Origin of the sequence: Nocardia yamanashiensis NBRC 100130, from assembly GCF_001613325.1 — a bacterium.
In the GTDB taxonomy this organism is placed as follows: domain Bacteria; phylum Actinomycetota; class Actinomycetes; order Mycobacteriales; family Mycobacteriaceae; genus Nocardia; species Nocardia yamanashiensis.
In genome coordinates this window covers 23776-48344 of the sequence record NZ_BDCD01000004.1, presented here as the reverse complement: position 1 = coordinate 48344, position 24569 = coordinate 23776, and the positions used below count along the sequence as shown (strand labels likewise).

The 24569-nt window shown below is 68.2% G+C and carries 23 protein-coding genes; 12 read left to right on the top strand and 11 right to left on the bottom strand.

Annotated elements, in window-relative coordinates:
• Window positions 1-46: 46 nt before the first annotated feature.
• From NY1_RS03825 to NY1_RS03815, 3 genes are all read right to left on the bottom strand, one after another.
• Complete coding sequence (locus NY1_RS03825; RefSeq protein WP_067708357.1) at window positions 47-1261, bottom strand: ketosynthase chain-length factor; 1215 nt, start codon at window positions 1259-1261, stop codon at window positions 47-49.
• Window positions 1258-2526 carry a beta-ketoacyl-[acyl-carrier-protein] synthase family protein gene (locus NY1_RS03820; RefSeq protein WP_067708354.1) on the bottom strand — a complete coding sequence of 423 codons (1269 nt, stop codon included), beginning with the start codon at window positions 2524-2526 and terminating at the stop codon, window positions 1258-1260. Before NY1_RS03820 ends, NY1_RS03825 begins: the two co-directional genes overlap by 4 nt.
• Window positions 2527-2688: 162 nt before the next feature.
• Window positions 2689-3549 carry an AfsR/SARP family transcriptional regulator gene (locus NY1_RS03815; RefSeq protein WP_084534623.1) on the bottom strand — a complete coding sequence of 287 codons (861 nt, stop codon included), beginning with the start codon at window positions 3547-3549 and terminating at the stop codon, window positions 2689-2691.
• A 345-nt stretch (window positions 3550-3894) separates the two neighbouring features.
• Here NY1_RS03815 and NY1_RS03810 point away from each other — a divergent pair, with 345 nt between their 5' ends.
• On the top strand, window positions 3895-5211 hold the full coding sequence (locus NY1_RS03810; protein WP_067708349.1) for a family 1 glycosylhydrolase: 1317 nt from the start codon (window positions 3895-3897) through the stop codon (window positions 5209-5211).
• Between the two features lie 94 nt (window positions 5212-5305).
• Window positions 5306-6631, top strand: coding sequence for a family 1 glycosylhydrolase (locus NY1_RS03805; RefSeq protein WP_067708346.1), 1326 nt, complete (start codon window positions 5306-5308; stop codon window positions 6629-6631).
• 12 nt (window positions 6632-6643) lie between these two features.
• Here the strand turns inward: NY1_RS03805 and NY1_RS03800 are convergent, their stop codons facing one another.
• Window positions 6644-7312 carry a MerR family transcriptional regulator gene (locus NY1_RS03800; protein WP_067708343.1) on the bottom strand — a complete coding sequence of 223 codons (669 nt, stop codon included), beginning with the start codon at window positions 7310-7312 and terminating at the stop codon, window positions 6644-6646.
• 103 nt (window positions 7313-7415) lie between these two features.
• Here NY1_RS03800 and NY1_RS03795 point away from each other — a divergent pair, with 103 nt between their 5' ends.
• Entirely contained in the window at window positions 7416-9149 is a 1734-nt protein-coding gene (locus NY1_RS03795; RefSeq protein WP_067708341.1) for a GMC oxidoreductase, read from the top strand.
• Window positions 9150-9168: 19 nt separating this feature from the next.
• Here the strand turns inward: NY1_RS03795 and NY1_RS03790 are convergent, their stop codons facing one another.
• The gene (locus tag NY1_RS03790; RefSeq protein WP_233039640.1) at window positions 9169-9606 is read right to left on the bottom strand and encodes an HAD family hydrolase; all 438 of its coding nucleotides are present in this window, start codon (window positions 9604-9606) and stop codon (window positions 9169-9171) included.
• 265 nt (window positions 9607-9871) lie between these two features.
• On the opposite strand from NY1_RS03790, the gene NY1_RS03785 reads away from it, so the two are divergent.
• The 9 genes from NY1_RS03785 to NY1_RS03745 all read left to right on the top strand — a co-directional run bounded on the left by NY1_RS03785 (window position 9872) and on the right by NY1_RS03745 (window position 19861).
• On the top strand, window positions 9872-10390 hold the full coding sequence (locus NY1_RS03785) for a DUF2599 domain-containing protein (RefSeq protein ID WP_084534622.1): 519 nt from the start codon (window positions 9872-9874) through the stop codon (window positions 10388-10390).
• A gap of 139 nt (window positions 10391-10529) precedes the next feature.
• Window positions 10530-11798: an aminotransferase class V-fold PLP-dependent enzyme gene (locus NY1_RS03780; RefSeq protein WP_084534621.1), complete on the top strand. Its 1269-nt coding sequence runs from the start codon at window positions 10530-10532 to the stop codon at window positions 11796-11798.
• 2 nt (window positions 11799-11800) lie between these two features.
• Window positions 11801-13057, top strand: a complete 1257-nt coding sequence (locus NY1_RS03775) for a heavy-metal-associated domain-containing protein (protein WP_067708329.1) — start codon at window positions 11801-11803, stop codon at window positions 13055-13057.
• Window positions 13054-14484, top strand: a complete 1431-nt coding sequence (locus NY1_RS03770) for a type III PLP-dependent enzyme domain-containing protein (protein WP_067708327.1) — start codon at window positions 13054-13056, stop codon at window positions 14482-14484. Before NY1_RS03775 ends, NY1_RS03770 begins: the two co-directional genes overlap by 4 nt.
• On the top strand, window positions 14484-15812 hold the full coding sequence (locus tag NY1_RS03765) for a pyridoxal-phosphate dependent enzyme (RefSeq protein WP_067708324.1): 1329 nt from the start codon (window positions 14484-14486) through the stop codon (window positions 15810-15812). The genes NY1_RS03770 and NY1_RS03765 overlap by 1 nt, the downstream gene beginning before the upstream one ends.
• A 72-nt stretch (window positions 15813-15884) precedes the next feature.
• Window positions 15885-17747, top strand: a complete 1863-nt coding sequence (locus NY1_RS03760; protein ID WP_369690426.1) for a Na+/H+ antiporter — start codon at window positions 15885-15887, stop codon at window positions 17745-17747.
• 78 nt (window positions 17748-17825) lie between these two features.
• A complete protein-coding gene (locus tag NY1_RS03755; protein ID WP_067708876.1) occupies window positions 17826-18452 on the top strand; it encodes a TetR/AcrR family transcriptional regulator in 627 nt (208 codons plus the stop codon).
• 125 nt (window positions 18453-18577) lie between these two features.
• Entirely contained in the window at window positions 18578-19507 is a 930-nt protein-coding gene (locus NY1_RS03750; RefSeq protein WP_067708318.1) for an oxygenase MpaB family protein, read from the top strand.
• Between the two features lie 135 nt (window positions 19508-19642).
• Window positions 19643-19861, top strand: coding sequence for a DUF6374 family protein (locus NY1_RS03745; RefSeq protein ID WP_067708315.1), 219 nt, complete (start codon window positions 19643-19645; stop codon window positions 19859-19861).
• Window positions 19862-19898: 37 nt separating this feature from the next.
• Here the strand turns inward: NY1_RS03745 and NY1_RS03740 are convergent, their stop codons facing one another.
• Genes NY1_RS03740 through NY1_RS03715 form a run of 6 tightly spaced genes read right to left on the bottom strand, consistent with a single transcriptional unit; the run spans window position 19899 to window position 24481 of the window.
• Window positions 19899-20084, bottom strand: coding sequence for a hypothetical protein (locus NY1_RS03740; protein ID WP_067708313.1), 186 nt, complete (start codon window positions 20082-20084; stop codon window positions 19899-19901).
• Window positions 20085-20113: 29 nt separating this feature from the next.
• Window positions 20114-20425, bottom strand: a complete 312-nt coding sequence (locus NY1_RS03735; protein WP_067708310.1) for a type II toxin-antitoxin system PemK/MazF family toxin — start codon at window positions 20423-20425, stop codon at window positions 20114-20116.
• On the bottom strand, window positions 20422-20652 hold the full coding sequence (locus NY1_RS03730; RefSeq protein WP_067708307.1) for a hypothetical protein: 231 nt from the start codon (window positions 20650-20652) through the stop codon (window positions 20422-20424). The genes NY1_RS03735 and NY1_RS03730 overlap by 4 nt, the downstream gene beginning before the upstream one ends.
• A gap of 48 nt (window positions 20653-20700) precedes the next feature.
• A complete protein-coding gene (locus NY1_RS03725) occupies window positions 20701-22026 on the bottom strand; it encodes an ABC transporter ATP-binding protein (protein ID WP_067708305.1) in 1326 nt (441 codons plus the stop codon).
• Between the two features lie 17 nt (window positions 22027-22043).
• Window positions 22044-23777, bottom strand: coding sequence for an ABC transporter permease (locus tag NY1_RS03720; RefSeq protein WP_067708302.1), 1734 nt, complete (start codon window positions 23775-23777; stop codon window positions 22044-22046).
• Window positions 23774-24481, bottom strand: coding sequence for an MgtC/SapB family protein (locus NY1_RS03715; protein WP_067708299.1), 708 nt, complete (start codon window positions 24479-24481; stop codon window positions 23774-23776). Before NY1_RS03715 ends, NY1_RS03720 begins: the two co-directional genes overlap by 4 nt.
• Window positions 24482-24569: the final 88 nt, after the last annotated feature.

Here is a 24569-nt window from a genome sequence, read left to right as displayed (position 1 = left end):
TCCTCGAGTTGCTGTTGGTCGGGCATGCTGTCGGTCGGATCGCGGTTCAGCGGTCGGCGCTGCGCACCACGACCGCGGAATTGAAACCCCAGCGGCCGCGGGCCAGCACCAGGGCGGTTTCGATGGTGGCCGGGCGGGCATCGCCGCGGACCAGGTCGATCCGGTAGGCCGGATCGGGGGTGACAGTGGCGGCGGTCGGCGGGATCACCGCATCGCGCATGGCGAGCACGGCGGTGACGATGTCGAGCGGCCCGGCGCCCGAGAACAGCCGTCCGGTCAGGGGTTTGGTCGCGGTGACCGGCACTCCGGCGGGACCGAAGACCGCTTCCAGGGCGGCGGCCTCGGCGCGATCCTGCTCGGGTACGCCCGCGGCGTCGGCGAACACCACATCGACGTCGGCGGGCGTGACCTTCGCATCGACCAGGGCCAGTTCGATGGCGCGCCGCAGGCCCGGCGGCCGCCCGGAATCGGGGTGGGGGTCGAAAGTCTGGGCGTACCCGGCGATCTCGCCGTAGACGTGCGGAACGCCGCGGGCGCGGGCCGTGGCCGGATCCTCGACGACGAGCATGGCCCCGCCCTCCCCGGGCACGTTACCGGCGGCTTCGACATCGAAGGGCAGGTACGCGCGCGCCGGATCGGTTGCGGTGCTGAGGGTTCCGCTCGCGACATGGGAGGCCCAGCCCCACGGGTCGAGCGCGGAATCCACGCCGCCGGTCACCACCAGCGGTGTGCCGCGCCGCACGGTGCGGCGGGCGTGACCCACCGCGTCCAGACCGCCGGCCTGTTCGGCGACCATCGCGCTGCTGGGTCCGCGCATACCGTGCCGGATGGAGATCTGGCCGGTATTGACCGCGTAGAACCAGGCGAAGGATTCGTAGACGCTGACGTGCTCGGGGCCCATCGACCACAGCTTGTTGAACTCGCGGTGGGTGAATTCGAAACCGCCCGAGGCGTTTCCGGTCACGACGCCCATGTCGTAGTCGGTCAGCTCGCCGGTGTCGGCCTTGGCGTCGTCGATGGCCCATTGCGCCGCCACCAGCGCCAACCGGGTGGAGATGTCGGTCTGGGGCAGCAGCCGGCTCGGCAGATGCTGTGCGGCGTCGAAATCGGCGAGCTGGCCGGCCAGCTTGGCGCCCGATCCGGCGGTGTCGAAGCGGGTGAGCGGGCCGATGCCGCCGCGCCCGGCCAGCACCGCCTCCCAGAACTGTTCGGTGCCAAGGCCGTTCGGCGCGATCACGCCGACTCCGGTCACGACGGTCATGCCGCGACCTCTTCCGTGCGACGCAGCACCATGGCGCTCTGGAAGCCGCCGAACCCGCTGCCGACGGTCAGCACGCTGTCCATCCGGTGATCGCGGGCATACAGCGGTACATAGTCCAGATCGCATTCCGGATCGGGCTCGTGCAGGTTGGCCGTCGGCGGCACCACCTGGTAGTCCAGGGCCAGCAGGCAGGCGGCGATCTCCACCGAGCCGATGGCGCCCAGCGAATGGCCGACCATGGATTTGATCGAGCTCATCGGCGTGCGATAGGCGTGCTCGCCGAGACTGCGCTTGACCGCGGCGGTTTCGTGCCGGTCGTTCTGGCGGGTGCCGGAACCGTGGGCGTTGATGTAGCCGATCGCGGTCGGGTCGATCCGGGATTCGTCCAGGGCCACCCGGATCGCCTCGGCCATCTCGCGGCCGTCGGCCTTGAGACCGGTCATGTGGTAGGCGTTGCAGCGGGTGGCGTAGCCGGTGATCTCGGCGTAGATGCGCGCGCCGCGTTTACGGGCGCTCTCGAACTCCTCCAGCACGAACATCGCCGCGCCCTCGGCGAGCACGAAACCGTTGCGGGAGTTGTCGAACGGCCGCGAGGCGTGCTCGGCGTCGTCATTGCGCGGGGTGGTGGCGCGAATGGCGTCGAAGCAGGCGACCACGATCGGGGTGATCGGGGTGTCGGAGGCGCCGGCGATCATGACGTCGGCCGACCCCTCGCGGATCAGCTGCACGGCGTGCCCGACCGAGTCCAGGCCCGAGGTGCAGCCGTTGGAGACCATCGCGACCGGGCCTTCGGCGCCCACGCTCCAGGCCACCTCGGCCGGCATGACGCTGGGCACCATGTAGTCGAACATGTAGGGCGACAAGTGGTTCTCGTCGAGCACCCAGCTGCGGCCGGAGTCCGACAGCACCAGGTATTCCTGTTCGAGGCTGGTCGCGGCGGCGACCGCGCTGCCCAGGCTCACGCCCACCCGGAACGGGTTGAGCGTGTCCATGGACAGTCCGCTGTCGGCGACGGCTTCCCGGGCGCACACCACCGCGAACTGCGCGGCGCGGTCCATGCGCCGAATCTCGCGGCGCGACAAGCCTTCCGCGATCGCGTCGAAATCGGCCTCACCCGCGACCTGTGAGCGATAGGGTGAGGCGTCGAAGAAACTGATCCGCCGGGTGGCGGTGCGGCCCTCGGACAACAACTTCCAGAACTCGTCCTTGCCGGATCCGCCGGGCGCCCGCACGCCCAGCCCGGTGACGACCACGCGCCGGCTCACCGCATACTCCCGAATCGGTTGGCGTACATAGCAACTCTCCTTCGCGCCGAACAATGGTGATCGAAGCTCCGATGTCTGCCGTCGAGCTTCGGGCACCCGGCTCCAAGACCGCTCGAGCGCTGCGCTCGAGCGATCCTCGAGGCCCGGCTGGGAGAGTCGGTGTCACGCGGGTCGGTCGAGTTCCGAGGTCGAGTTCCAGCCGATCAGATAGCCCGCATGCCGGGACTCCAATACTTCGGCCACCGATTCATCGGAGGCATTGAGAATATCGAGGTGCAATTGCCGCAACTTCCAGCACGGATCCAGGCCCAGTTCGCGCTGCATGACCTGCGCGAAATCCTGATAGACCTGCAATGCGCGATAACGCTGCCCGGCGCGGCACAACGCGTACATGTAGTAGGCCTGCATGCGTTCGTGCAATGGTTGTTCCGCGGTCAATCGCGCCAGATCCGGGCAGACTTCCCGATGCTCACCCGAACGCAATTGGGCTTCGATTCTCCTTTCCTGATTCACCAGCCGTAATTGCTGCAGGTGGGTCAATTCGGCATTCAATGGATTTCCGGCTTCGACATCGAGCAGCGGCGGGCCGGTCCACAACGCCTCCGACGCGGTGTACAACTCGATCGCCCGGCGATCGTTGCCGACCCCGGCCGCGCAGCGAGCGGCCTCGGCCATGATCCGGTAGTCCTTCACATCGAGCACGCAATCACGTGCGTCGAACAGGTATCCCTTGCTCCACGTGCGCAGATACCGATCCGCGACCTCACCGTGCTCGATGTCCAGGAACTCGGCCATGCGCTTCCTGATTCCCAGCACGTAGGTCTGCACCACGGTGACGGCACTTCGTGGCGGATTCTCGCTCCACAATTCCTCGATCATCGTGGATACCGGCACCACGGACGAATGCCGGACCAGCAGCAAGGCCAGTAATTGCCTCTGCTTCTGTGCGGTTGGCGTGGCATTCCGATTCTGCAGCGCAAGCGTTAGCGGGCCCAGTACGCGGGCATAAACTGGCTGTGTCACGGGGCGCTCCCTATTGTCTTTTCTCGATCAGCGCGAGAAATGAACACCCACGACACTGTAGGCAAGTCCAGGGTAGCCTTCGGCAAGTATCCGGTTCGTGAACAAACCGTAATTTGATGGTTAAAGGCAGCAACGAATCCGACGCCTCCGCTATCGGTTTATCGAGCGCCTGGATAAAGAATGACTGATCAAATATTCACCCGCCACTCGGAATGCACGTGCATCGCGGCCGGCGCACACGCCGGGCCGCGACATCGGCCGAAAGAACGCCGATACCGCTGAAGTGCGGTTATCTTGGACGCGCGCCCAGTCCTTTTCGGCTCGGACCTGACCTCGAGGAGTTCGATGCGCTCGTTCCTTCGCCCCGCCGCCCTCGTTCTCACCGCGACACTCACCGCGCTGCTCACCGGAGCCACCGGCGCATCCGCGACGCCCGCGCCGGCGTCACCGCTGGGGGACGGCTTCTACTGGGGTGTGGCGGCCTCGGGGTTCCAGTCGGAAGGCCATGCGCCGGACAGTAATTGGGTTCGGTACATCAACAGCCACCCCGACTACGACCGGTACGGCGACAGCGTCGACTTCTACACGCGGTACGCCTCGGACATCGCCCTCGCGAAAGGACTGGGGGTGAACGTGTACCGGATCGGGGTGGAGTGGGCGCGGTTGCAGCCGCGGCCGGGAATGTGGGACGACGCGGGATTCGCCTTCTACGACAAGGTGATCGCGGCCATCCGGGCGGCGGGGATGCGGCCGATGCTGACCCTGGACCACTGGGTGTATCCGGGCTGGGCGGCCGAGCGCGGCGGATGGGCGCGCGACGGGATGGTCGAGGACTGGCTGACGAACATGCGGGCGGTTGTGGACCGCTATGCCGGGTTCGATCCGCTGTGGGTGACCATCAACGAACCGGCGGCGTACCTGTTGAACGAGGTGCGCAACGGCGGGCTGCCGATCACCGAGCTCGGGGTGATGCAGGATCGGCTGGCGCAGGCGCACAACAGCATCTACGACTACATCCATCAGGTGCGCCCCGGCGCGATGGTCACCAGCAATGTCGCCTACATCCCCGGGGCCGACGATGCGGTGAACGGGCCGATGCTGCAGCGGATCGCGGGGCGGCTGGACTACCTCGGGATCGACTACTACTACGGGATGTCCCCCACCTCCGCGGCGGACTACGCCGGGTTCGCGCGCTCGGCGCTGTGGGAGTTGCCGTTGCAGCCGGAGGGCATCTATTACACGCTGCGGCACTTCAGCAAGCTTTTCCCCGGCAAACCGCTCTACATCGTGGAGAACGGGATGCCGACCGAGAACGGGACGCCGCGCGCGGACGGGTACACCCGGGCCGACAACCTGCGTGACGACATCTACTGGGTGCAGCGGGCGGCGGCCGACGGCATGAACGTCATGGGCTACAACTACTGGAGCCTCACCGATAACTACGAGTGGGGTTCCTACACACCGCGATTCGGGCTCTACACCGTCGATGTGCTGACCGATCCGAGCCTGACCCGCCGTCCGACCGACGCGGTGGACGCCTATCGCGGCATCACCGCGGCCAACGGGGTACCGGCCGGTTATCTGCCCACCCGCTCGCCCGCCTCCTGCTCGCTGGTCGATGGCGCCGACAGCTGCGTGAACCCGGTCACCATCCCCCGATAGCACGACACGCACCGCGCTGCACGGGAATCCGGCTAACTGGCAGCTACGCTCCGATCGGGACGTTTCCGACCCGTTGTCCCGAGAAGGAGTCCCGATGCGCGCACGGCTGCACCGTCTCGCCCTGGCCGGATTGGCTGCCGCCACGACGCTGCTGCCGGTCGCCGGCGCTACCCACGCCACCCCACCCGCGCCCGGTGCGCACGGGGTGCTGGGCTCGGACTTCCTGTGGGGCGTGGCGGCCTCGGGCTTCCAGTCCGAAGGCCATGCGGCGGACAGCAACTGGCAGCGCTACATCCGCAACAATCCGGGCTGGGACACCTACGGGCAGTCGGTGGACTTCCGCTCGCGCTACCCCAACGACATCGCCCTGGCGGCGAGCCTGGGGGTGAAGGTGTTCCGGGTCGGCATCGAATGGGCGCGGGTGCAACCGACACCGGACGGGTGGGACGAGGACGCGTTCGGGTTCTACGACGACGTGGTGAACACCATCATCTCCGCGGGCATGCAGCCGATGCTGACCCTGGATCACTGGGTGTATCCGGGCTGGGAGGCCGCGCGCGGCGGGTGGCGCAATCCCGATATGGTGGCCGATTGGCTGGCCAATGCCCACAAGGTGGTGGATCGGTTCGCGGCGCGGAATCCGGTGTGGGTCACGGTGAACGAGCCGGTCGCCTACATCATGCACGAGGTGCGGCAGAACGAGACCGACGCCGACGAGATGCTGGACCGGGTCGCCGATGCGCACAATCAGATCTACGACTACATCCATCAGGTGCAGCCGGGCGCCCAGGTGACCAGCAATGTCGGCTATGTGGCCGGAGCCGAGTCCCAGGTCAACGGGCCGCTGATGGAACGCATCGGGGACAAGCTCGACTTCATCGGCGTGGACTACTACTTCGGGCACGAGCCGCCCAAGAACAGCGTGAACCAGCCCGACGGGTCGGTCCCGCCGCCGGCCGGGATGTGGGAGCTGCCGATCCGGCCCGAGGGCATCTACTTCGCGCTGCAACACTATTCGCGCATGTTCCCGGACAAGCCGCTGTGGGTGGTGGAGAACGGCATGCCCACCGAGGACGGCAAACCGCGCGCGGACGGCTACACCCGCTCCGATCACCTGCGCGACACCGTGTACTGGTTGCAGCGCGCCAAGGCCGACGGGATGAAGGTGATCGGCTACAACTACTGGAGCATCACCGACAATTACGAATGGGGTTCCTACACACCGCGATTCGGCCTGTACACCGTCGATGTGCGCAATGATCCGGAGCTGACCCGCACCCCCACCGATGCCGTGGCCACCTATCGCCAGATCGTCACCACCGGCGGCGTACCCAGCACCTACACCCCGGTGCGCGCTCCCTCGGACTGCGTACTGGTGGATCCGCCCGCCAGCTGCGACTCCCCCGTCACCGTGCCCTGAGCGGCGATGGGCTCAGCTGTCGAGTTCGCGTGCGGCGCGCATGATCTCCTCGGCGAGGGTGGCCCCGCCGACCTCCCGGGCGATGGCCTGCAAGCGGTCGCCGAACCGGTCCAGGTCCACGCTCGGCCCCTCGCCGCCGTAGCTGGTGCCCGCCGCATCGCGGAAGGTCTGCACGATATCGTCGGCCAGCACCGCGATCTGAGTGCGAATCAGCTTGCGCAGCACGCCCGAGAGCGCCACATCGGTGCCCACGTCGTAGAGCACCAGCGCGCCGGTGAGCATGGCCGGCTCCGGCACCCGCCAGCCCTCGCCCTCGCGGACCACGTAGCCCTGGCCGAGCAGTTCGTCGAGGATCTCCGGGCGGCGATCGCCCAGCAGTTCGCTCAACTGCTCGTCGGTGACGAGCTCGTTCTCGCGCGGCAGCCGCGGGTCGAACACCTCGCGCCAATCGGTCTCGCGGGCGGTGTCGGCTTCGAAGACCTCGCGGATGGCTTCCAGGCGCAGCCCGCGCGCCTGCATGGCGGCGATGGCCCGCAGCCGTTCCACGTGTTCGCCGGTGTAGACCGCTTCCTTGCCGGCGCGTCCGGGCTTGGGCAGCACACCGAAGGAGTGGTAGTAGCGAATCGTGCGGGCGGGTACCCCGCTGAGTTCGGCGAGCTGGGTGCGGCTGAATCGGTCCACCCGAACAGCATAGATACAGCGAACGGCTAACGTTGACAGTAGCTACTGTCCGCGTTAGCGTAACCGCCGCCACACTGTCGACGACGACAAGGGAGTTCTCCTCATGACCCAGCGTGACACCGACTTCGATGTGCTCATCGTCGGGTCCGGCTTCGGCGGCAGCGTCAGCGCGCTGCGTCTGACCGAGAAGGGATACAAGGTCGGCGTGCTCGAGGCCGGCATGCGCTATGCCGACGACGAGCTGCCGAAGAACAGCTGGGATCTGCGCAAGTTCCTGTGGGCGCCCAAGCTGGGCTGCTACGGAATCCAGCGCATCCATCCGCTGCGCGATGTGCTGATCCTGGCGGGTGCGGGCGTCGGCGGTGGCTCGCTGAACTACGCGAACACGCTGTACGTGCCGCCCGCGCCGTTCTTCGCCGACCCGCAGTGGCGTGACATCACCGACTGGCACGACGAGCTGATGCCCTACTACGAGCAGGCGCGCAAGATGCTCGGCGTGGTGCAGAACCCGCACATGACCCCGGCCGACGAGGTGTTCAAGGCGGTCGCCGACGACCTCGGCTTCGGCGACACCTTCGTGCAGACCCCGGTCGGGGTGTTCTTCGGCGAAGCGGGCAAGACCGTCGCCGATCCGTACTTCGGCGGAGCGGGCCCCGATCGCACGGGCTGCATCGAATGCGGCGAGTGCATGACCGGCTGCCGCCACAATGCCAAGAACACCCTCGTCAAGAACTACCTGTACCTGGCCGAACAGGCCGGGGCGCAGGTCGTTCCGATGACCACCGTGAACACCGTGCGGCCGCTGCCGGACGGCACCTGGGACGTGAGCACCGAGCGCACGGGCGCGTGGGTGCGCAAGCGGCCCAAGACCTACACCGCCAAGCACGTGGTGCTCGCGGCCGGGACGCGCGGCACCCAGCAGCTGCTGTTCGCCATGCGCGATCAGGGCGTGCTGCCGGAGCTGTCCGAGCGCCTGGGCGTGCTGACCCGCACCAACTCCGAATCGATCGTGGGCGCGGCGACCCGTAAAGTCATGCCGGGCACCGACTTCACGCGCGGCGTGGCCATCACCTCCTCGATTCATCCGACGCCCGACACCCACGTCGAGCCGGTGCGCTACGGCAAGGGCTCCAATGCGATGGGCCTGCTGCAGACCCTCATGGTCGACGGCGGCGGGCGGATTCCGCGCTGGCTGCGGTTCCTCGGGGTGGCGCTGCGCAATCCGGTGACGCTGATCCAGTTCCTGTCGCCGTACCGCTGGAGCGAGCGCACCATCATCTCACTGGTCATGCAGCATCTGGACAATTCGATCACCACCTACACCAAGCGCGGGGTGTTCGGCCGCAAGCTGACCTCCAAACAGGGCCACGGCGAACCGAATCCGACCTGGATCCCGGCGGGCAACGAGGTGACGCGCAAGGTGGCCGAGCAGATCGGCGGCGTCGCGGGCGGCACCTGGGGCGAGGTGTTCAATATCCCGCTGACCGCGCACTTCCTCGGCGGTGCGGTGATCGGCGCGGATCGCGAGCACGGGGTGATCGACCCGTATCACCGGGTGTACGGCTACCCGACGCTGAGCGTGGTGGACGGGGCGGCGGTGTCGGCAAACCTGGGCGTGAATCCGTCGCTGACGATCACCGCGCAGGCCGAGCGGGCGGCGGCCATGTGGCCGAACAAGGGTGAGCAGGACACGCGGCCCGCGCAGGGCGTCGGCTATCAGCGCATCGCGCCGGTGACGCCCAAGCAGCCGGTGGTGCCGGCGTCGGCGCCGGCCGCGCTGGTGCTGCCGATCGTGCAGATCCGCTCGGGCGGTTCGGCCGAATCCACCCCTGCCTGAGGCGTTTTCCTCGGCGCGTTCAGCGGATGAGGCGCTGCTCGTCGGTGGCGTGAATGTGCGAGATGCCCATGGGCGAGGTGGGCGGCGGGACGTCGCCGACCGGGGCGCGGAATTCCTGGAGCGCGGGCAGGACGTCCACGTGGCGGGCGGCGTAGCAGCGGACCTGCGGCAGGGCGTGCGCGACCTCGCTGCGTTCGAGGGGTTCGGAGTCGAGGTAGCCGACCTGCTCGAGCTGGACGCCCAGGGTCTGCGCGATGCGGGCGATGGCGGCGGACTTGCGGCCCCAGCCGACCTCGACCACCGCGAACCGTTCGTGCAGTCCGTGCCGGCGCAGCTGCTCGACCGTCCAGGCCCATTCACCGCGACTGGCCACGGCGTGCATGACGCCGCGCTCGGCCAGGATGCGCAGGGCGCGCGCCGCTTCGGCCCGCGGCGCACCGGCGGTCGAATCGGACACCACGCCATCCCACAGGGAGTTGTCTACCTCCCACACAAGGACTTTCACACTCGCTACCACGTTCGCGCCCCTATGGTCGATCCAATGTTCCCCTTGTCGTGTACTCACGACGACAGGTAGCAAACTACCGGTAGCTCGGGGGCGGACCGGAACCCCACTTTCGGGAACCGCCCCGCGCGTGACATCGTAGGGGCTGTCTGGGCCACAGTGCCACCGCTACGTGGCGATGGTCCGGCCGGGAATGCGGAGCGAAAGGGGCGAGGCCATGCGGCAGCGCTGGAGACCGGCGGGTGCGCTGATCGTGCTGGCGCTCGGACTGAGCGGATGCGGCGCGGCCGAGGAATCGGCGCCCGTGGTGGTCGGTTCGGTGGCGCCCGCGGCGGAGACCCAGGCCGCTCCGGCAACCTCCTCGCCCACCGCGCAACCGATCGCCGCGCCCACCACCTCGGCCACGCCGCTGGTCGACCCGTACGCCGATGCCGCGCTCATCGAGCGCACCGAATGGACCGATGCCGTCGACGGCCGCCGCTTGCTGGTGTATCCCACCCAGGCCGGTCGCGCCGATGTCTTCCCTACCGCCGGGGAACGCGCGTGGCAGGAAGTCGTGACCCAGTCCCCCGATGCCGACACTCCCGGCATGCGCGATCAGTTCCTCTGCCATTGGGAGTGGGCGCGGGTGGTCGCGCCGAACAAGCCGAGCTGGAATCTGGAACCGTGGCGGCCCGCGGTCGGGTACGAGGCCACCGTGAACGCGCTGTGCAATCCGGGCGGACCCGAGCGCTGAGCGGCCCGCCGCGCCGTCACGGGACGGAATAACGAGAAGGTACCGACGAAAGCGCCTGTCTGCCAGAACCTTCGAGTAAACATCGAAACATGCGTATCGTGGGTGAGGTCGAATCGCGTACTCCTCGGAGGGAGCGACGGTGCGGTCCTGTGCGCCTGCGTCCACCGCCGGGTCCTCCCCCGCCCGGGAGCCGGCGTCGCCGGGTACGCGCGCGCAGTTTCCCGCCCTCGCCGAAACCGATGCGGTGTATCTGGATTCGGCCTCCACCACCCAGAAGCCGCTGCCGGTGATCACGGCGGTGCGGGGTTATCACGAGTCGCGGACCGCCAATGCCGGGCGCGGGACCTATCCGTGGGCCTCGCAGGTCACCCGGGAGATCGAGGACGTGCGGGCGCGGATGGCCGGGTTCGTGGGGGCCGAACCGGAGGAGATCGTGTTCACCGGCGGGGCGACGGCGGGGCTGAACGCGGTGGCGCTGGCGTGGGCGCTGACCAATCTCGGTGACGGCGACGAGATCCTCTACAGTCCGCGCGATCATGCCTCCAACGTGTATCCGTGGGTGCAGTTGCGGCAGTTGCTGCAGGGTTTCGGGCGGACCGTCCGGCTGGTTCCGTATCGGGTGAATGCCATGGGCGAGGCCGATATCGGCGATATCGCCGCCAAGCTCTCCCCGCGCACCCGGTTGATCACCGTGGCGCATCTGCATCACGTGTTCGGGGCGCTGACCACGCTCGAGGAATTGCGCGGGGACATCGATCCGCGGATCGCGCTGTGTTTCGATTGTTCGCAGAGCGGCGGGCATCTGCCGGTCGACGTGCGCGAACTGGGCGCCGATTTCGCGGTGTTCGCCGGGCACAAGATGTTCGGGGCGCCCGGCACCGGGGTGCTGTATTGCGCGCGCCGCCGCCACGGCGAGCTGAGCCCGTTCCTGCCCGGCGGCAATTCGGCTGTGACGCTGGACGATTCCGGCCTGCACGCGGGGGCGATGCCGCGGCGGTTGGAGGGCGGCACCCCCAATATCGCGGGGATTCTGGCACTCGGTGCGGCTTTGCGGGTGCTGAACGACTACGGCATGGACGCCGTCGCCGCCCACAACCGGGCGCTGACGATCGCGTTGATCGCCGGATTGAGAACGGTCCGGGGCCTGGAGTTCGCGCCCGGACCGGCGTACGCGCCCTGTGAAACCGGGTACGGGATCGTGTCTTTCACCCTCGCCGGGATCAGCGCCGCCGATCTGGGCTTCGTGCTCAGCGAATACGGGTTCCTGGTCCGCACCGGCGCGCACTGCGTGCCGGACGGCGAGACCGACGCCGATTCGGTGCGGGTGAGCACCCACGTCTACACCACCTTCGACGAGATTGACCGGTTCACCGAGTGTGTCGCCACGATTGCCGAGGAGGTCGGTTGACGATGAACGGTTCCGAACCGCGCTACGATCGCCGCGCCGCGTCCCGGGTGCTGGCCGTGCTGGCCCGGCCCGGACTGGGCGCGCCCCCTGCGACGCCGCCCGCGCGGCACGTCGAATACACCAGCACGCCATTGCGTCCCGAGCCCGGTTCGCATCTGACGCTGTCGCAGCGGCTGTATCTGGAACGGTTCATGCGGCCGTGCCGGGCCGATCAGGTGGTGTCGGCGACGCATCGGATGACGTGGACCGATTCGGACGGGGTGCCCAATACCGGGTTCTATCATTCCGGCGGGCTGGGGCCGATCGTGCCGATCGCCATGCGCGAGACCGTGCTGGCGCTGTGGCACTCGCTGAACGCCGACGAAGCGCTGGCGCAGCGGATTTCGGCACTGGGTGCACGCGAGCGCGCGGTGCTGGAAGGCACCACCACCGATCACGAACCCCTGGATATCTTCCGGGTGGGTATCGAGGCGTGCGGGCGGGCGCTGGCTCAGCACGCGCTGCTGGCGCGGTGGACGCCGTATCGCAGCGCGGCCGAATTCGCGCTCGGGATGCGGGATTCGGGGATCTATTCGGCGGTGGCGACGCGCTGGTATTGGGAGTTGCAGGCCTCGAGCTACCGGCGCGGCATGATCGCGGTGACCCTGGCGACGCAGCCGGACGGGACGGTGCGGTATTCGGCCGAGACGGTGGCCACGCTGCGGTCGATGAAGGACTCCACCATCGCCGATGCGCATCGGGTCATGCGGCGCGCCACCAATGTCGAAGGGTTGTCGGTGGCCGAGGCCATCGCCAAATATCACGATGAGCTGGATGTGATCTCGCGGCAGTACGCGCTGTTGCCGCCCGGGACGCGCCCGGCCTGCCTGGCCGCCATGCCGCATCAGCTCGACGGGGAGCACTACAGTCTGCTGCCGGTGGTGGTGGACCGGTTCACCGAGACGTTCACCGCGGTGGTGGGGCGGTTGACCGTCGGTGAGGTGCCCGCCGAAACCGGTTCCGACACCGAGGAAACCAGCGCCGAGGATCAGGTGTTCTGGGTGCCGGACATGACCTGTCAGCATTGCGTGCGCACCATCACCGGGGTGCTGGAGTCGATGGGGATCGGCGTGCACGATATCGATTTGCTCAGCAAACGAGTGGTGGCCGAATTCCGGTCGCCGCGCAATCGGTTCCGGGCGTTCGAATCACTGCGCGACAGCGGATACAACCCGACCACGCAGATGCCCGCGGCGGCCGCCTCCGAAACGGCCGTATGACCGCTGCGGCGCCGCCGGGGCTGCCGGCGAAGATCCATCCGCTGGTGCGCGCGTTCCTGGATGCGCCCGGCGCGGTCGAGGATGCGCTCAAGGGCGGCTCCTCACCGGCGCATCTGGTGTTCCCGCAGGTGTTCGCCGAGAATCTGGAGCGGTTGCGGACGGTGCTCGAGGCGGGCGTGGGGCGGTATCGGATCTGCTACGCGCACAAGGTGAATCAGTCGCGGGCGTTCGTGCGCACGGCCGAAGCGGCCGGGGTGGGGATCGATGTGGCCTCGCCGGAGGAGCTGGCCAGTGCGGGCGGGGCGGGGTTCGCGGCGGAGCGGATCGAAGTGACCGGGCCCAAGGGTGAGGGGTTTCTGCGGGAGCTGGTGGGGACCGGGGTGACCATCAGCGTCGACAATGTGTGGGAATTGCGGCGGGTGGGCGAGCTGGCGGCGGAATTCGGGGTGGTGACGCCGGTTCTGGTGCGGTTGAGCGGGTTTCCGGGGACGCCGGTGAGCCGGTTCGGGGTGCCGGTGCGGCAGCTGGACGAGGTCCTGGAAGTACTGGTCGCGGACCGGGCGCGGATCGGGTTCCGGGGGTTCGCTTTTCACCTGGATTCGGGGGAACCGGCCGAGCGGGTGCGGGCGGTGGAGGCGTGCCTGGCGGCGACCGAACGCGCCTACGAGCACGGGCTCACGCCGTCGGTGCTCAATATCGGCGGCGGGTTCCGGCAGGTGTTCACCGCCGACGCCGACGCCTTCGACCACTATGTGATCGCCTTGCGCGAGGCGCTGCTGGGGCGCGGTGAGGCGATGGCGTGGGGCGGCAATACCTTCGGCTTCCACCTCGACGGCGGCGCGGTGCACGGCACACCGGTGTTCCACAAGTACGCCAATACCGTTCCCGCCGACCGCATGCTGGCCGAACTCCTCGCGGCCGGACTGGAATCGCAGGGCGGGCGCGAGTTCGGGCAGGTGGCCGCCGAGAACCTTCTCGAGGTGTGGCTGGAGCCGGGCAAGGCGCTGGTCGATCATGCGGGAATCACGGTGGCGCGGGTGGAGTTCCTCAAGGAGACCGCCGACGGGTCGCTGCTGGCCAATCTGGATCTCAGCCGCGACACCGTCACCCCGGCCGATCAGGAAGTCATGGTCGATCCGCTGCTGATACCTGCGCGCCCGCGCACCGAAACCGGTGCGACCGGGGTGTTTTTGGCGGGGCGGCTGTGCCTGGAACGGGATCTGATCACCAATCACAAGGTGTGGTTGCCGGCGCGGCCCGAACCCGGGGATCTGATCGTGTTCCCCAATACCGCTGCCTACCATATGGATTTGTCGGCAGCGACCGCATCCATGCATCGACTGCCGCCCAAGCTGGTGGTGACGCGCGAACGCGACGGGTTCCGGGTGTGCCGGGACGGGGACTACCAGCCCGAGCGGGGGCGGTAATGCGCTACGACCACATCACCGAACTCATCGGCAATACGCCGTTGCTGCGGCTGGATCCGGCGGTGCACGCACTGCCGAACGTGGAGTTGTACGCCAAGCTCGAATTCTTCAACCCGTTCGGGTCGGTCAAGGATCGGGTGGCGTGGGGGATGATTCGCGACGATCTGGACGAGATCGCCGCGCGCGGGCAATCGCTGATCGAGGCCTCGAGCGGCAATACCGCCAAGGCGTTACGGATTCTGGCGGGCATGCGCGGGGTGCGGCTGCGGGCGGTGACCAACCGGATCCGGGTGGGTGAGGTGCGAGAGCTGTTGCAGCTGTTCGACACCGATATCGAGGAACTGCCCGGACTGTCGGAATGCCCGGACCCGACCGCGCCCAACGACGTGTACTCGGTGATCGAATCGACGATGGCCAAGGCGCCGGCGCAGTGGTATCACCCCTCGCAGTACACGAGCGAGAAGAATATCGAGGCGCACTATCAGGGGACGGGGCGTGAGATTCACGAGGATCTGGCGCGCGACGGGATCACGCGGGTCGACTATCTGATCGGCGGGCTGGGCACCACCGGGTCCACGCGCGGGGCGGCGACGTTCCTGCGCAAGCACAATCCGGAGCTCAAGACCCTCGCGGTGGTGTCCGAGCGCGGCGATTTCATTCCGGGGATCCGGTCCGAGACCGAGATGTGGGATGTGGGGTTGTTCCAGCCGGAGTTCTACGACCGGATCGTGAGCGTGGAGGCCGGGCGGGCGGTGGACGCGACCCTGGAATTGGCGGTGCGGCACGGGGTGCTGGCGGGGCCGACCAGCGGCGCGACGTATGCGGCGGCGCTGGAAGAGCTGGCGGGCGTGGCGGATTCGAATCCGGGGCGGCCGGTGACGGCGGTGTTCATCGTCTGCGATCGGCTCGAACCGTACCTGTCCTATATCCGCAAGCGACGGCCGGAGCTGTTCGGGAAAGCGGTTCGGGCGCAGCCGCCCTCGGCCGCCGAGCTGGAGGCCACGCCGCAGTTGTCGCCGGATGCGCTCGAGGAGCTCGATCGCGGTGCGCGGCCGACCATCGTCGATACCCGGGGTGCGATGGCGTACCGGATCGCGCACGTGCCGGGGGCGGTGAACATTCGCGACGATCAGCTCGAGGACATGTTCGCCCAGGGGGTGCCGTTCTCGCGTTCGCGGCCACTGGTTTTCGTATGCCCGGTGGGTGAGGTGTCGCTGCGGTTCGCGGCGCTGGCGCGGCGGGCGGGGTACGACGCGGCGAGCCTGGCCGGGGGTATCGGGGCGTGGCGGGACAGCGGCAAGGCGATGGAATCCGCGCCGCGGTTGTGAACGCGGACTTGCGCACCGGCCGGTCGGTGCGCGACGGGCGCGATCGAACTGGCACGATGTGACCTTGTGGAGGTGGCGTTCGGACTAATCGCATTGGTGGCGGCCGCGGTAGCGCTGGCGGCCCTGGCCCGGCGGATCGGCGTCGCGGAACCGTTCGTACTCACCATCGCGGGGGTGATCGCCTCCTATCTGCCGTTCGTGCCCGAGTTCGACATCGACCCCGAACTGGTGCTGCTGGGACTGCTGCCGCCCCTGCTCTACACCACCGCGATTCGCACCTCGCTGGTCGACTTCCGGCCCAAGAAGGTGTCGATCACGCTCATGTCGGTGGGGTTGGTGCTGTTCACGGCGTTCGCGGTGGGCGGGGTGGTGTATTGGCTGCTGCCCGTGCCGTTCTCGGCGGCGGTGGCCATCGGCGCGGTGGTGGCGCCGCCGGACGCGGTCGCGGCCACCGCGGTCGCGCGGCGAGTGGGGATGCCGCGGCGGCTCACCACGCTGCTCGAGGGCGAATCGCTGTTCAACGACGCCACCGCGCTGGTCACGCTGCGCACGGCGGTCGCGGCCATGGCGGGGACGTTCACCATGTGGGAGGCCGGGCTCGACTTCCTCGGGGCGGCCGGCGGCGGGGCGCTGATCGGCGCGATCGCGGCGACGGTGCTGGTGTTCCTGCGCAAGCGCATCACCGATCCGGTGCTCGACACCAGCGTGTCGCTGCTGGCGCCGTGGGCGGTGTATCTGCCGGCCGAATCGGTGCACGCCTCCGGGGTGATCGCGGTGGTGACCTGCGGGCTGATCCTCGGGCACGGGGCGCCGCACTGGCAGAGCGCGGCCTCGCGGATCGCCGAGCACACCAATTGGCGCACCATCGCGTTCATTCTGGAGAGCGCGGTGTTCCTGCTCATCGGATTGCAGGTGCGCCATATCGTCGAGGACGCCTGGCACAGCGATCTGCCGCACTCCACGCTGATCGTCACCTGTGCGGCGGTGCTGCTGACGGTGATCGTGGTGCGGCCGATCTGGATGTTCCCGGCCACCTATTTCGCCTGGTATGTCGAAGGGCGGCGGCAGGGCAAGCCGAAGCCCAACTGGACCGGGCCCGCGGTGGTGTCCTGGGCGGGCATGCGCGGCGTGGTGACCCTCGCGGCGGCGCTGCTGCTGCCCCTCGATACCCCCGAAGTGGCGACCTTGACGCTGCTCGCGGTCGTGGTGGTGGCCGGAACGCTGCTGTTGCAGGGCATTTCGCTGCCGTGGGTGGTGCGGGCGCTGAAACTGCGCGGGCCCAGCCATGCCGAGGATCTGCTGCAGGAGGCGAACCTGCTGCAGCAGGCGACCGCGGCGGGGCTGGCGGCGCTCGAGGCCAATATCGTCGAGGAGACGCCGCCGGAAGTGGTCGAGGAGCTGCGCATGCGGGTGATGTACCGGGCGCGGTCGGCGTGGGAATTGCTGGGGCGCTCGGAATCCCAGCGGGTGACCCCGGGCGGTGAGTATCGGCGGCTGCGGCTGGCCATGCTGGCGGCCGAACGCGAAACGCTGCTGCGGATCCGCAATTCCGGGACCGTGGAGACCGAGGTGCTGCAGGCGGTGATGGCGACCATCGATATGGAGGAATCCACCATCGACCGGATCGCCGAGGCCGACTCCGACGACGACCACTATCTGCTCGCGCCGCCCATCACCGGCGGGTGTGAGCATCTGCGGGCCGCGCCGTGCACGCAGGTGCCCGATCTGCCCGATGCGTGCGGGGAATGCCTGGAGGAGGGGCTGGTGTGGGTGCATCTGCGGATGTGCCTGGACTGCGGGCATGTGGCCTGCTGCGATTCCTCGGTGGGCAATCACGCCACCAAGCATTTCAACTCCACCGGGCATCCGGTGATGCGCAGTGTGGAGCCGGGCGAATCGTGGCGGTGGTGCTATCTGGACGAGCTGCTGGGGTAGCCGGGTAGGGCGGCGCGGCGACCTCTCAGCGGGCCTGGTGTGCGCGAGCCGCCCGCGCTGGGCACTACCCTTGACCCGGTGCACACTGGTCAGCCCTCCAACGACGCCGAACCCCGTATCTGGGGTGGAACCACGCTCACCGAACGCCGGGAGGCGCGGCGGGCGGCGCTGCTCGACGCGGCGCTGGATCTGATCGGCGAATCCGGGGCGGGGGCGGTCACCATGCGGGCGGTGTGCCGGCGGGCGACCTTGACCGATCGGTATTTCTACGAATCGTTCAGCAGCCGAGACGAACTGCTGGATGTGCTGTACCGGCAGATCGCCGACGAGTTCCTGGAGCCGATGACGGCGTTCGCGGTGGGGGACGATCCGGATCGGGATCGGGCCTTGTCGGAGGCGCTGGTCGACAAGGTGCTCGAGGATCCGCGCAAGTCGCGGTTGTTCCTGGTGGAGCCGTACTCCTCGACCGGGCTGGGGCAGACGACCATCGCGGTGATGCCGGCGTTCACCCGGCTGATCCAGGATCATCTGTTCGCCCATATCGAGGATCCGGTGCAGCGGCGGGTGGCGGCGGTGACCATGGCGAGCGGGAACGCGGGGATGTTCTCGGCGTGGTTGAACGGGACGCTGCGGGCGTCGCGGGATCAGATCGTGGATCATCTGGTGCAGACCATCGCGGCGTATCGGTCGATGTACCGGGGTTGAGTTCTGCGCGGTGATCGCCGCGGTGACGATCGGCCAACATTTCGATTTCCGCGGGTCGGCGGCGCCCGGGACCGGGCATACAGTGAGAGTAAATTACTCTCTTCTTCCCATCTCGGATGGTCACCATGAGTGCAGTGCCGCACCAGGTTTCACTGGCCGACGACGTCCGCTGGTTCACCGGCTCGCCCCTCGCCGCCGTCTTCGGCCGGCTGGCCCTCGATCAGGTCGCGTATCGCGAGATCGCCGCCGCCGTCGATCGCACCGGCCGGTTCGCCGACAATTTCACCGACCGCGGCCTGCGCAGCGCCGCCTTCACCGTGCTGATGGGTTTCACCGATCCCGTTGACGCGCAAGCCTTCCGCGAGGAGCTCAAGCGTCTGCACCGCGATGTGCGCGGCACCGGTATCGGCGAATTCGCCGGGACCCGCTACAGCGCCCTGACCCCCGAGTTGTGGACCTGGGTCGCCGTCAGCGGCCTCAATGCCGTGCACCAGGCCTACATCCACCTGTGCGGCCGCACGCTCACCCCCGCCGACGAAGAACTCGTCTACCAAACCCTGCGCGCCGAATTGGGCTACCTCGAATTGCCCGGCGCCCGGGGCAAACTCCCCGAAACCCTCGCCGACATGCGCGCCTACTACGACCGCGTAGCCACCACCCAGCTGGCCGACAACGAATTCCTCCAATTCGCCCGCCGCAGCTTCCAATCCCTCCCCCTCCCCACCTTGTTCGTGCCACCCGTCGCCCGCCCCGCCCTGACCCCGCTCTGGCGACTGGCGACCACCGTCGCGGCCCGCCCGGTGACCATCTGCTCCTCCGGCGCGGCCCATCCCCGTATGCGGCAGCTCCTCGGCGTGCACTGGAATCCCCTGCACCAACTCGAATTCACCCTCTACACCACCACTCTCAGCGCCGCCTGGCGCTACCTCCCCCGCCGCCTGACCCTGGAACCGCTGGCCTACAACCGCTATCGCTACGAACGCCTCCGCGACCTCTACCGCAGCATCCTCCTGGCCTCCTTCGCCACCACCTCCCCCACCACCCACGCAGCCTGACCCCACCCCACCCCGCCTCGCCCCACCCACCCCACCGGAACCGCAAGGCGCACCGCACAACTCACACCCCACCGCCGAGAAAATTCCCACCCTCGAACACTCGAACATACGTTCTACTCGAGGTAGTCTCCCCGCATGCCTGAACTCTCCCGCCGCGACTGGGCAACCATGAACCTCGACCACGCCCGCAACCAACTCCTGCACGCCGCCGCCTTCAACACCCCCCTCACCCCCGAACAACTCGAAACCACCGCCGGCAAAATCTCCGAAGGCCTCCGCATCTTCCTCGAAGAGACCGAACGCCCCGAAAACCCCTGGCACCCCCACTGGCCCACCACCCCTGACCCCCACTAACCTTCGATCCAGACGGCCAGCACCCCGTCGTCGGCAATCACTCGAAATCGAAGATCAGATCGGCGGAGTCCACGACCGCCAAGCCACGCCGATCGAGAATCCGCAAAACAGTTGCCGCCAAGGTCTCGGTCCGGCCTTCAGCTCGACCTTCGGCCCTGCCGATGGCCTGGTGTTCGTGCGCGAAATCGCTTTCCCAGTGGTAGTTCTCGATTGCCGTAGCCACGAGCTCCTCCCATGCCAGGCCCCGGAGGGCTACAGGTCGAATCTGGCGCGAAGTGCGATCTTCACTTGTGCCAGTGCGTCCGGTGGAATCGTGCCCAGGCATTCGTCGAGGGTGTTCTTCGGGACCAGGACGAGGTCGTAGACCGCTACTGCGGTGCCGTCGGGGAGCTCGGCGGTCAGCAGTTGTAGTGCGCGGGGTACTTCGCGGGCCGGGCGGAGTGGTGCCACCAGAATTCGCTGACGGGCCTCGGCCATCAGGTCGCTGTCCACGACGACGGCTTGGGCGACCGTGCCGGACAGGCGGCTTTCGACTTTCCAGATCTGTCCTTGCCGGATGTTCACTCAGCCGACCGCCCGAACAGGACTTCCTCGGCCGCTTCGTCATCTAGGCGTTGGAATTCCTGGTTCGGTCGGTTCGCGCTTTCCCACTCGGCCAGTTTGCGCAGGTCGTCGGCGAGCATTTGCCGGGTCACCGCACGTTCGATGTATTCGCTCGGCTTGTTGTCCGAGGCGGCACGCAGCTTGATCGCCACCTCGTCGGGCAGGGTGATGTTCAGGCGTGTCGTCATACAGCAGAGAATACAGTCGGATGTGCGTTTGCGGCCGTGATCTGCGGATCAGGCGGGGTCGGGGCGGAGGTCGGCGGTGGGGTCGGCGGTGATGCGGCCGGAGTCGGTGTCGTAGTCGTAGAGCTCGCCGTAGCGGCCCCAGTCGATGGCGATGTCGAGTTGTTTTCTGGCGTCTTCGTCGGAGAAGCCGCGCTTCAGCAGATCCAGGACGAAGTCGGCGCGGGCGGATTCGTCGGAGCTGCCGATGAGGGCGCTGCAGATGGTGCGCACGAGGGGGGCGCGGCGGCGGGCTTGGGCGGCGAAGAGTTGTTTGGAGGCTTGGATGTCGGCGTGGACGAAGCGGGCGCCGACATTGGTGAGGATGACGTCGCCGGAGTCGACGGTGAGGAAGCCCAGGAGGGCGGCGGCGTCGACGAGGGGTAGCAGGTCGTCGAGTTCGAAGTTGAGTTCGTCGGCGATCACGGGCAGATCGGCGCGGCCGTCGCTGCCCCAGACCAGTTCCAGGAGGCCGGCGATGCCGCCTACCGAGGCGGCGGGCAAAGGGGTGGTGAAGGGGGTGCCGGAATCGGGTGTGACGGTGGCGGTTTCGGAGTCGCGACCGGTGAGCAGGCCGTAGATCTGGTCGACCAGGACCTGGAAGCCGGGGGCGCGACGGTTGCGGGGGCGGGGCTGGTCGATCACCACTTCGGCGATGATATGGCCGGGGTTGGCGCCCAGCACCACCACGCGGTCGGCGAGCTGGACGGCTTCCTCGATGTTGTGGGTGACGATGCAGACGCATTTGGTGGGAAAGTCCTTGGTGGACCACAGGTTCACCAGTTCGGTGCGCAGGTTCTCGGCGGTCAGGACGTCCAGGGCGGAGAACGGTTCGTCCATGAGCAGCAGATCGGGCTCGAGGACGAGGGCGCGGGCGAACCCGACCCGCTGGCGCATCCCGCCGGAAAGCTCCTTGGGGTAGGCGGATTCGAAGCCGTCGAGCCCGATCCGGTCGATGGCTTCCAGCGCCCGGCGCCGTCGCGCCTCGGGGGCGATGCCGCGCGCGGCCAGCCCGAGTTCGACATTGTCCTGCACGGTCAGCCACGGCATCAGCGCGAAGGACTGGAACACCAGCGCCGCACCGGGATTGGCCCCGGTGAGCCTGCGTCCCCGGTACCGCACCTGCCCGGTGGTGGGCGCGAGCAATCCGGCGATGGCGCGCAGCAGCGTGGACTTGCCGGACCCGGACCGCCCCAGCAGCGCCACGATCTCGCCGTCGCGCAATTGCAGATCGACGTGATCGAGCACCTGCAAGCGTTCCCCGGCCGCACCGGTGAAGGACATGCCGACGTCGTCGATGTCGATGAGGACTTCGCCGGGGGTGAAGGTGGAGGTCATGTGAATTCTCCCTGTTCTCAGAGCGAGTAGCGGCGCTGCGCGAGGGCGTAGAGGCGGCGCCAGAAGAGACGGTTGAGGCCGACGACGTAGGCGCTCATGACGAGCACGCCGACCAGGATGCGCGGGCTGTCCCCGGCGCCGGTGGCATCGGCGATATAGGCGCCCAGGCCGGTGGCCGTCAGCGTGGTGGAGCCGAAGGTGACGACCTCGGCGACGATGGAGGCGTTCCAGGCGCCGCCGGCCGCGGTGATGGCGCCGGTGACATAGCTGGGGAACACGGCGGGCAGGATCAGCTTGCGCCACCACAGGTTTCGCGGCAGGCGCAGGTTGGCGGCGGCTTCACGCAGATCGTTGGGCACCGCGGAGGCGCCGGCGATCACGTTGAACAGGATGTACCACTGCGCGCCGAGCGCCATCAGGATGATGCCGGCCCATTGCAGGCTCGAGTTGGTGGCCACCAGTATCGCGCCCACGAGCGGGAACAGGAAGTTGGCCGGGAAGCTGGCCAGCACCTGCACCACCGGCTGCGCGAGCCGGGATACCTTGGGGTTCAACCCGATCCACACGCCGATAGGCACCCACACCAGGGTCGCGAAGATCAGTACGACGATCACCCGCAGCAGCGTGATGCCCCCGAGCCCGGCCGCGTGCGCGATCTCCCCGAACCCGACGGTGGAATCGATGTAGCGCAGCATGTAGTAGCAGCCCACCACCAGCACCGCCCCCACGATCACCGTGAACGCCACATCCCCCGCCCGCCGCCGCGCCCGCGGCACGTACAGCGGATGCTCGGCGAGCCCGAACACGCTCATGAACCGGTCGACCGGATACACCAGCGGCCCGAACACCCGCCCGAGCAGGCCGGGAATGTGACTGCGCCGCAACAGATCCAGCACCAGGCTGCGCGGGCTGTCGGCGGCTTCGGTGTCCTCGACCCGGAACCGTTCGGCCCACACCGTGATCGGCCGCCAGAACAGGATGTTCAACCCGATCACCATCACGATCATGGTGAGGATGGCCAGCCCGACCTTGCCGGACGCCCCGTCCCCGGCCGCCACCGCCACATACGACCCGATGCCGGGCAGCATGTATTCGCGATTGTTGACGCTGATCGCCTCCGACGCGGTCAGGAAGAACCAGCCGCCGCCGAAGCTCATCATGGCGTTCCACACCAGCGGGAACATGCCGCTGGGCACATCCATCCGCCAGAACCGTTGCCAGCGTGACAATCTCAGGTTCCGGGCGGCTTCGTCGAGTTCGCGCGGCTGCGACACCAGGCTGTGATGGAACGCGAACGCCATGTTCCAGGCCTGCGAGGTGAAGATGGCGAAGATGGACGCCGCCTCGAGCCCGAGCGAGGAGCCCGGGAACAGGGCGATGAATCCGGCGACGGTGACCGACAGGAAGCCGAGCACCGGCACCGATTGCAGGATGTCGAGCGCGGGCAGCATCACCTTCTCCGCGCGCGGCAGCCGGGCCGCGGCGGTGGCGAAGACGAAGGTGAACAGGATCGAGGCGCCCAGCGCGAGGAACATGCGCAGCAGCGAGCGCGCCGCGTAATACGGCAGTTCGGCCGGATCGGTGGAAATGGTTGCGGTGGCGTCGGTGTCGTGGAAGGGCACGTTCATGCCCGCCGACACCCGCACCACCAGCCAGATCAGGACGGCCGCGCCGAGGAACACCGCCACGTCGGCCCAGCGGGAGCGGGGGCGCTCGAGCACGCCCCGGGACGGAAAGGTCGTGGTGGTCATGCCTGCACCTCCGGCTGCGGCACGGTGCGCCAGCCCACGCTGGTCACCGAGGGTTCCAGGCTCAGCCGGCTGACCGCTGCTTCCATCTGGCGGTCGTCGCGGCGCAGGCCGGTCAGTTCGGCGCGCACCTGGACGCGCCCGTTGTCGGTGTCGTGGCTCGAGATGGATACGAGCCGGAAATCGGTGCGGGTCAGCGACTGTACGAGCAGGGCTCGCACGTGCGCTTCGTGCGCGTCGTCGGTGTCGGCGGTGAACGCGTACAGCGCTTCGATCGCGGTGCCGTCGTCGATGGGACGGTCGACGGCGCGGGCGGCGGTGCGCAGCGCGGTGTTGACCACGACCACGACCAACGCCCCGGCGGCCGCGGTGGTGTACATGCCCGCGCCGGCGAGGGAGCCGACGGCGGCCGCGCACCACAGGGTGGCGGCGGTGTTGAGGCCGCGGATATTGAACCCGTCGCGCAGGATGACACCCGCGCCCAGGAATCCGATGCCCGAAACGATCTGTGCCGCAACACGTGTCGGGTCAGCGTCGCTGCCGCTGAAGCCGTGTGCCGACAGTAGTACGAACAGGGTGGCTCCGGCCGCGACCAGCGCGTTGGTGCGCAGTCCGGCCATGCGAGCCCGATACTGCCGCTCGAACCCGATCACCGCGCCGAGTCCGACGCCGGCGCCGAGCCGGAGCAGCATTTCCAAGGTGGTCATGACGCCCTCCCGGTAGAGGTCGGCGCACTCGAAATCGCACGCTACCGGGATGGTGGCAGCGTGCAGCGGATTGCGGGAGTGTCGCCGA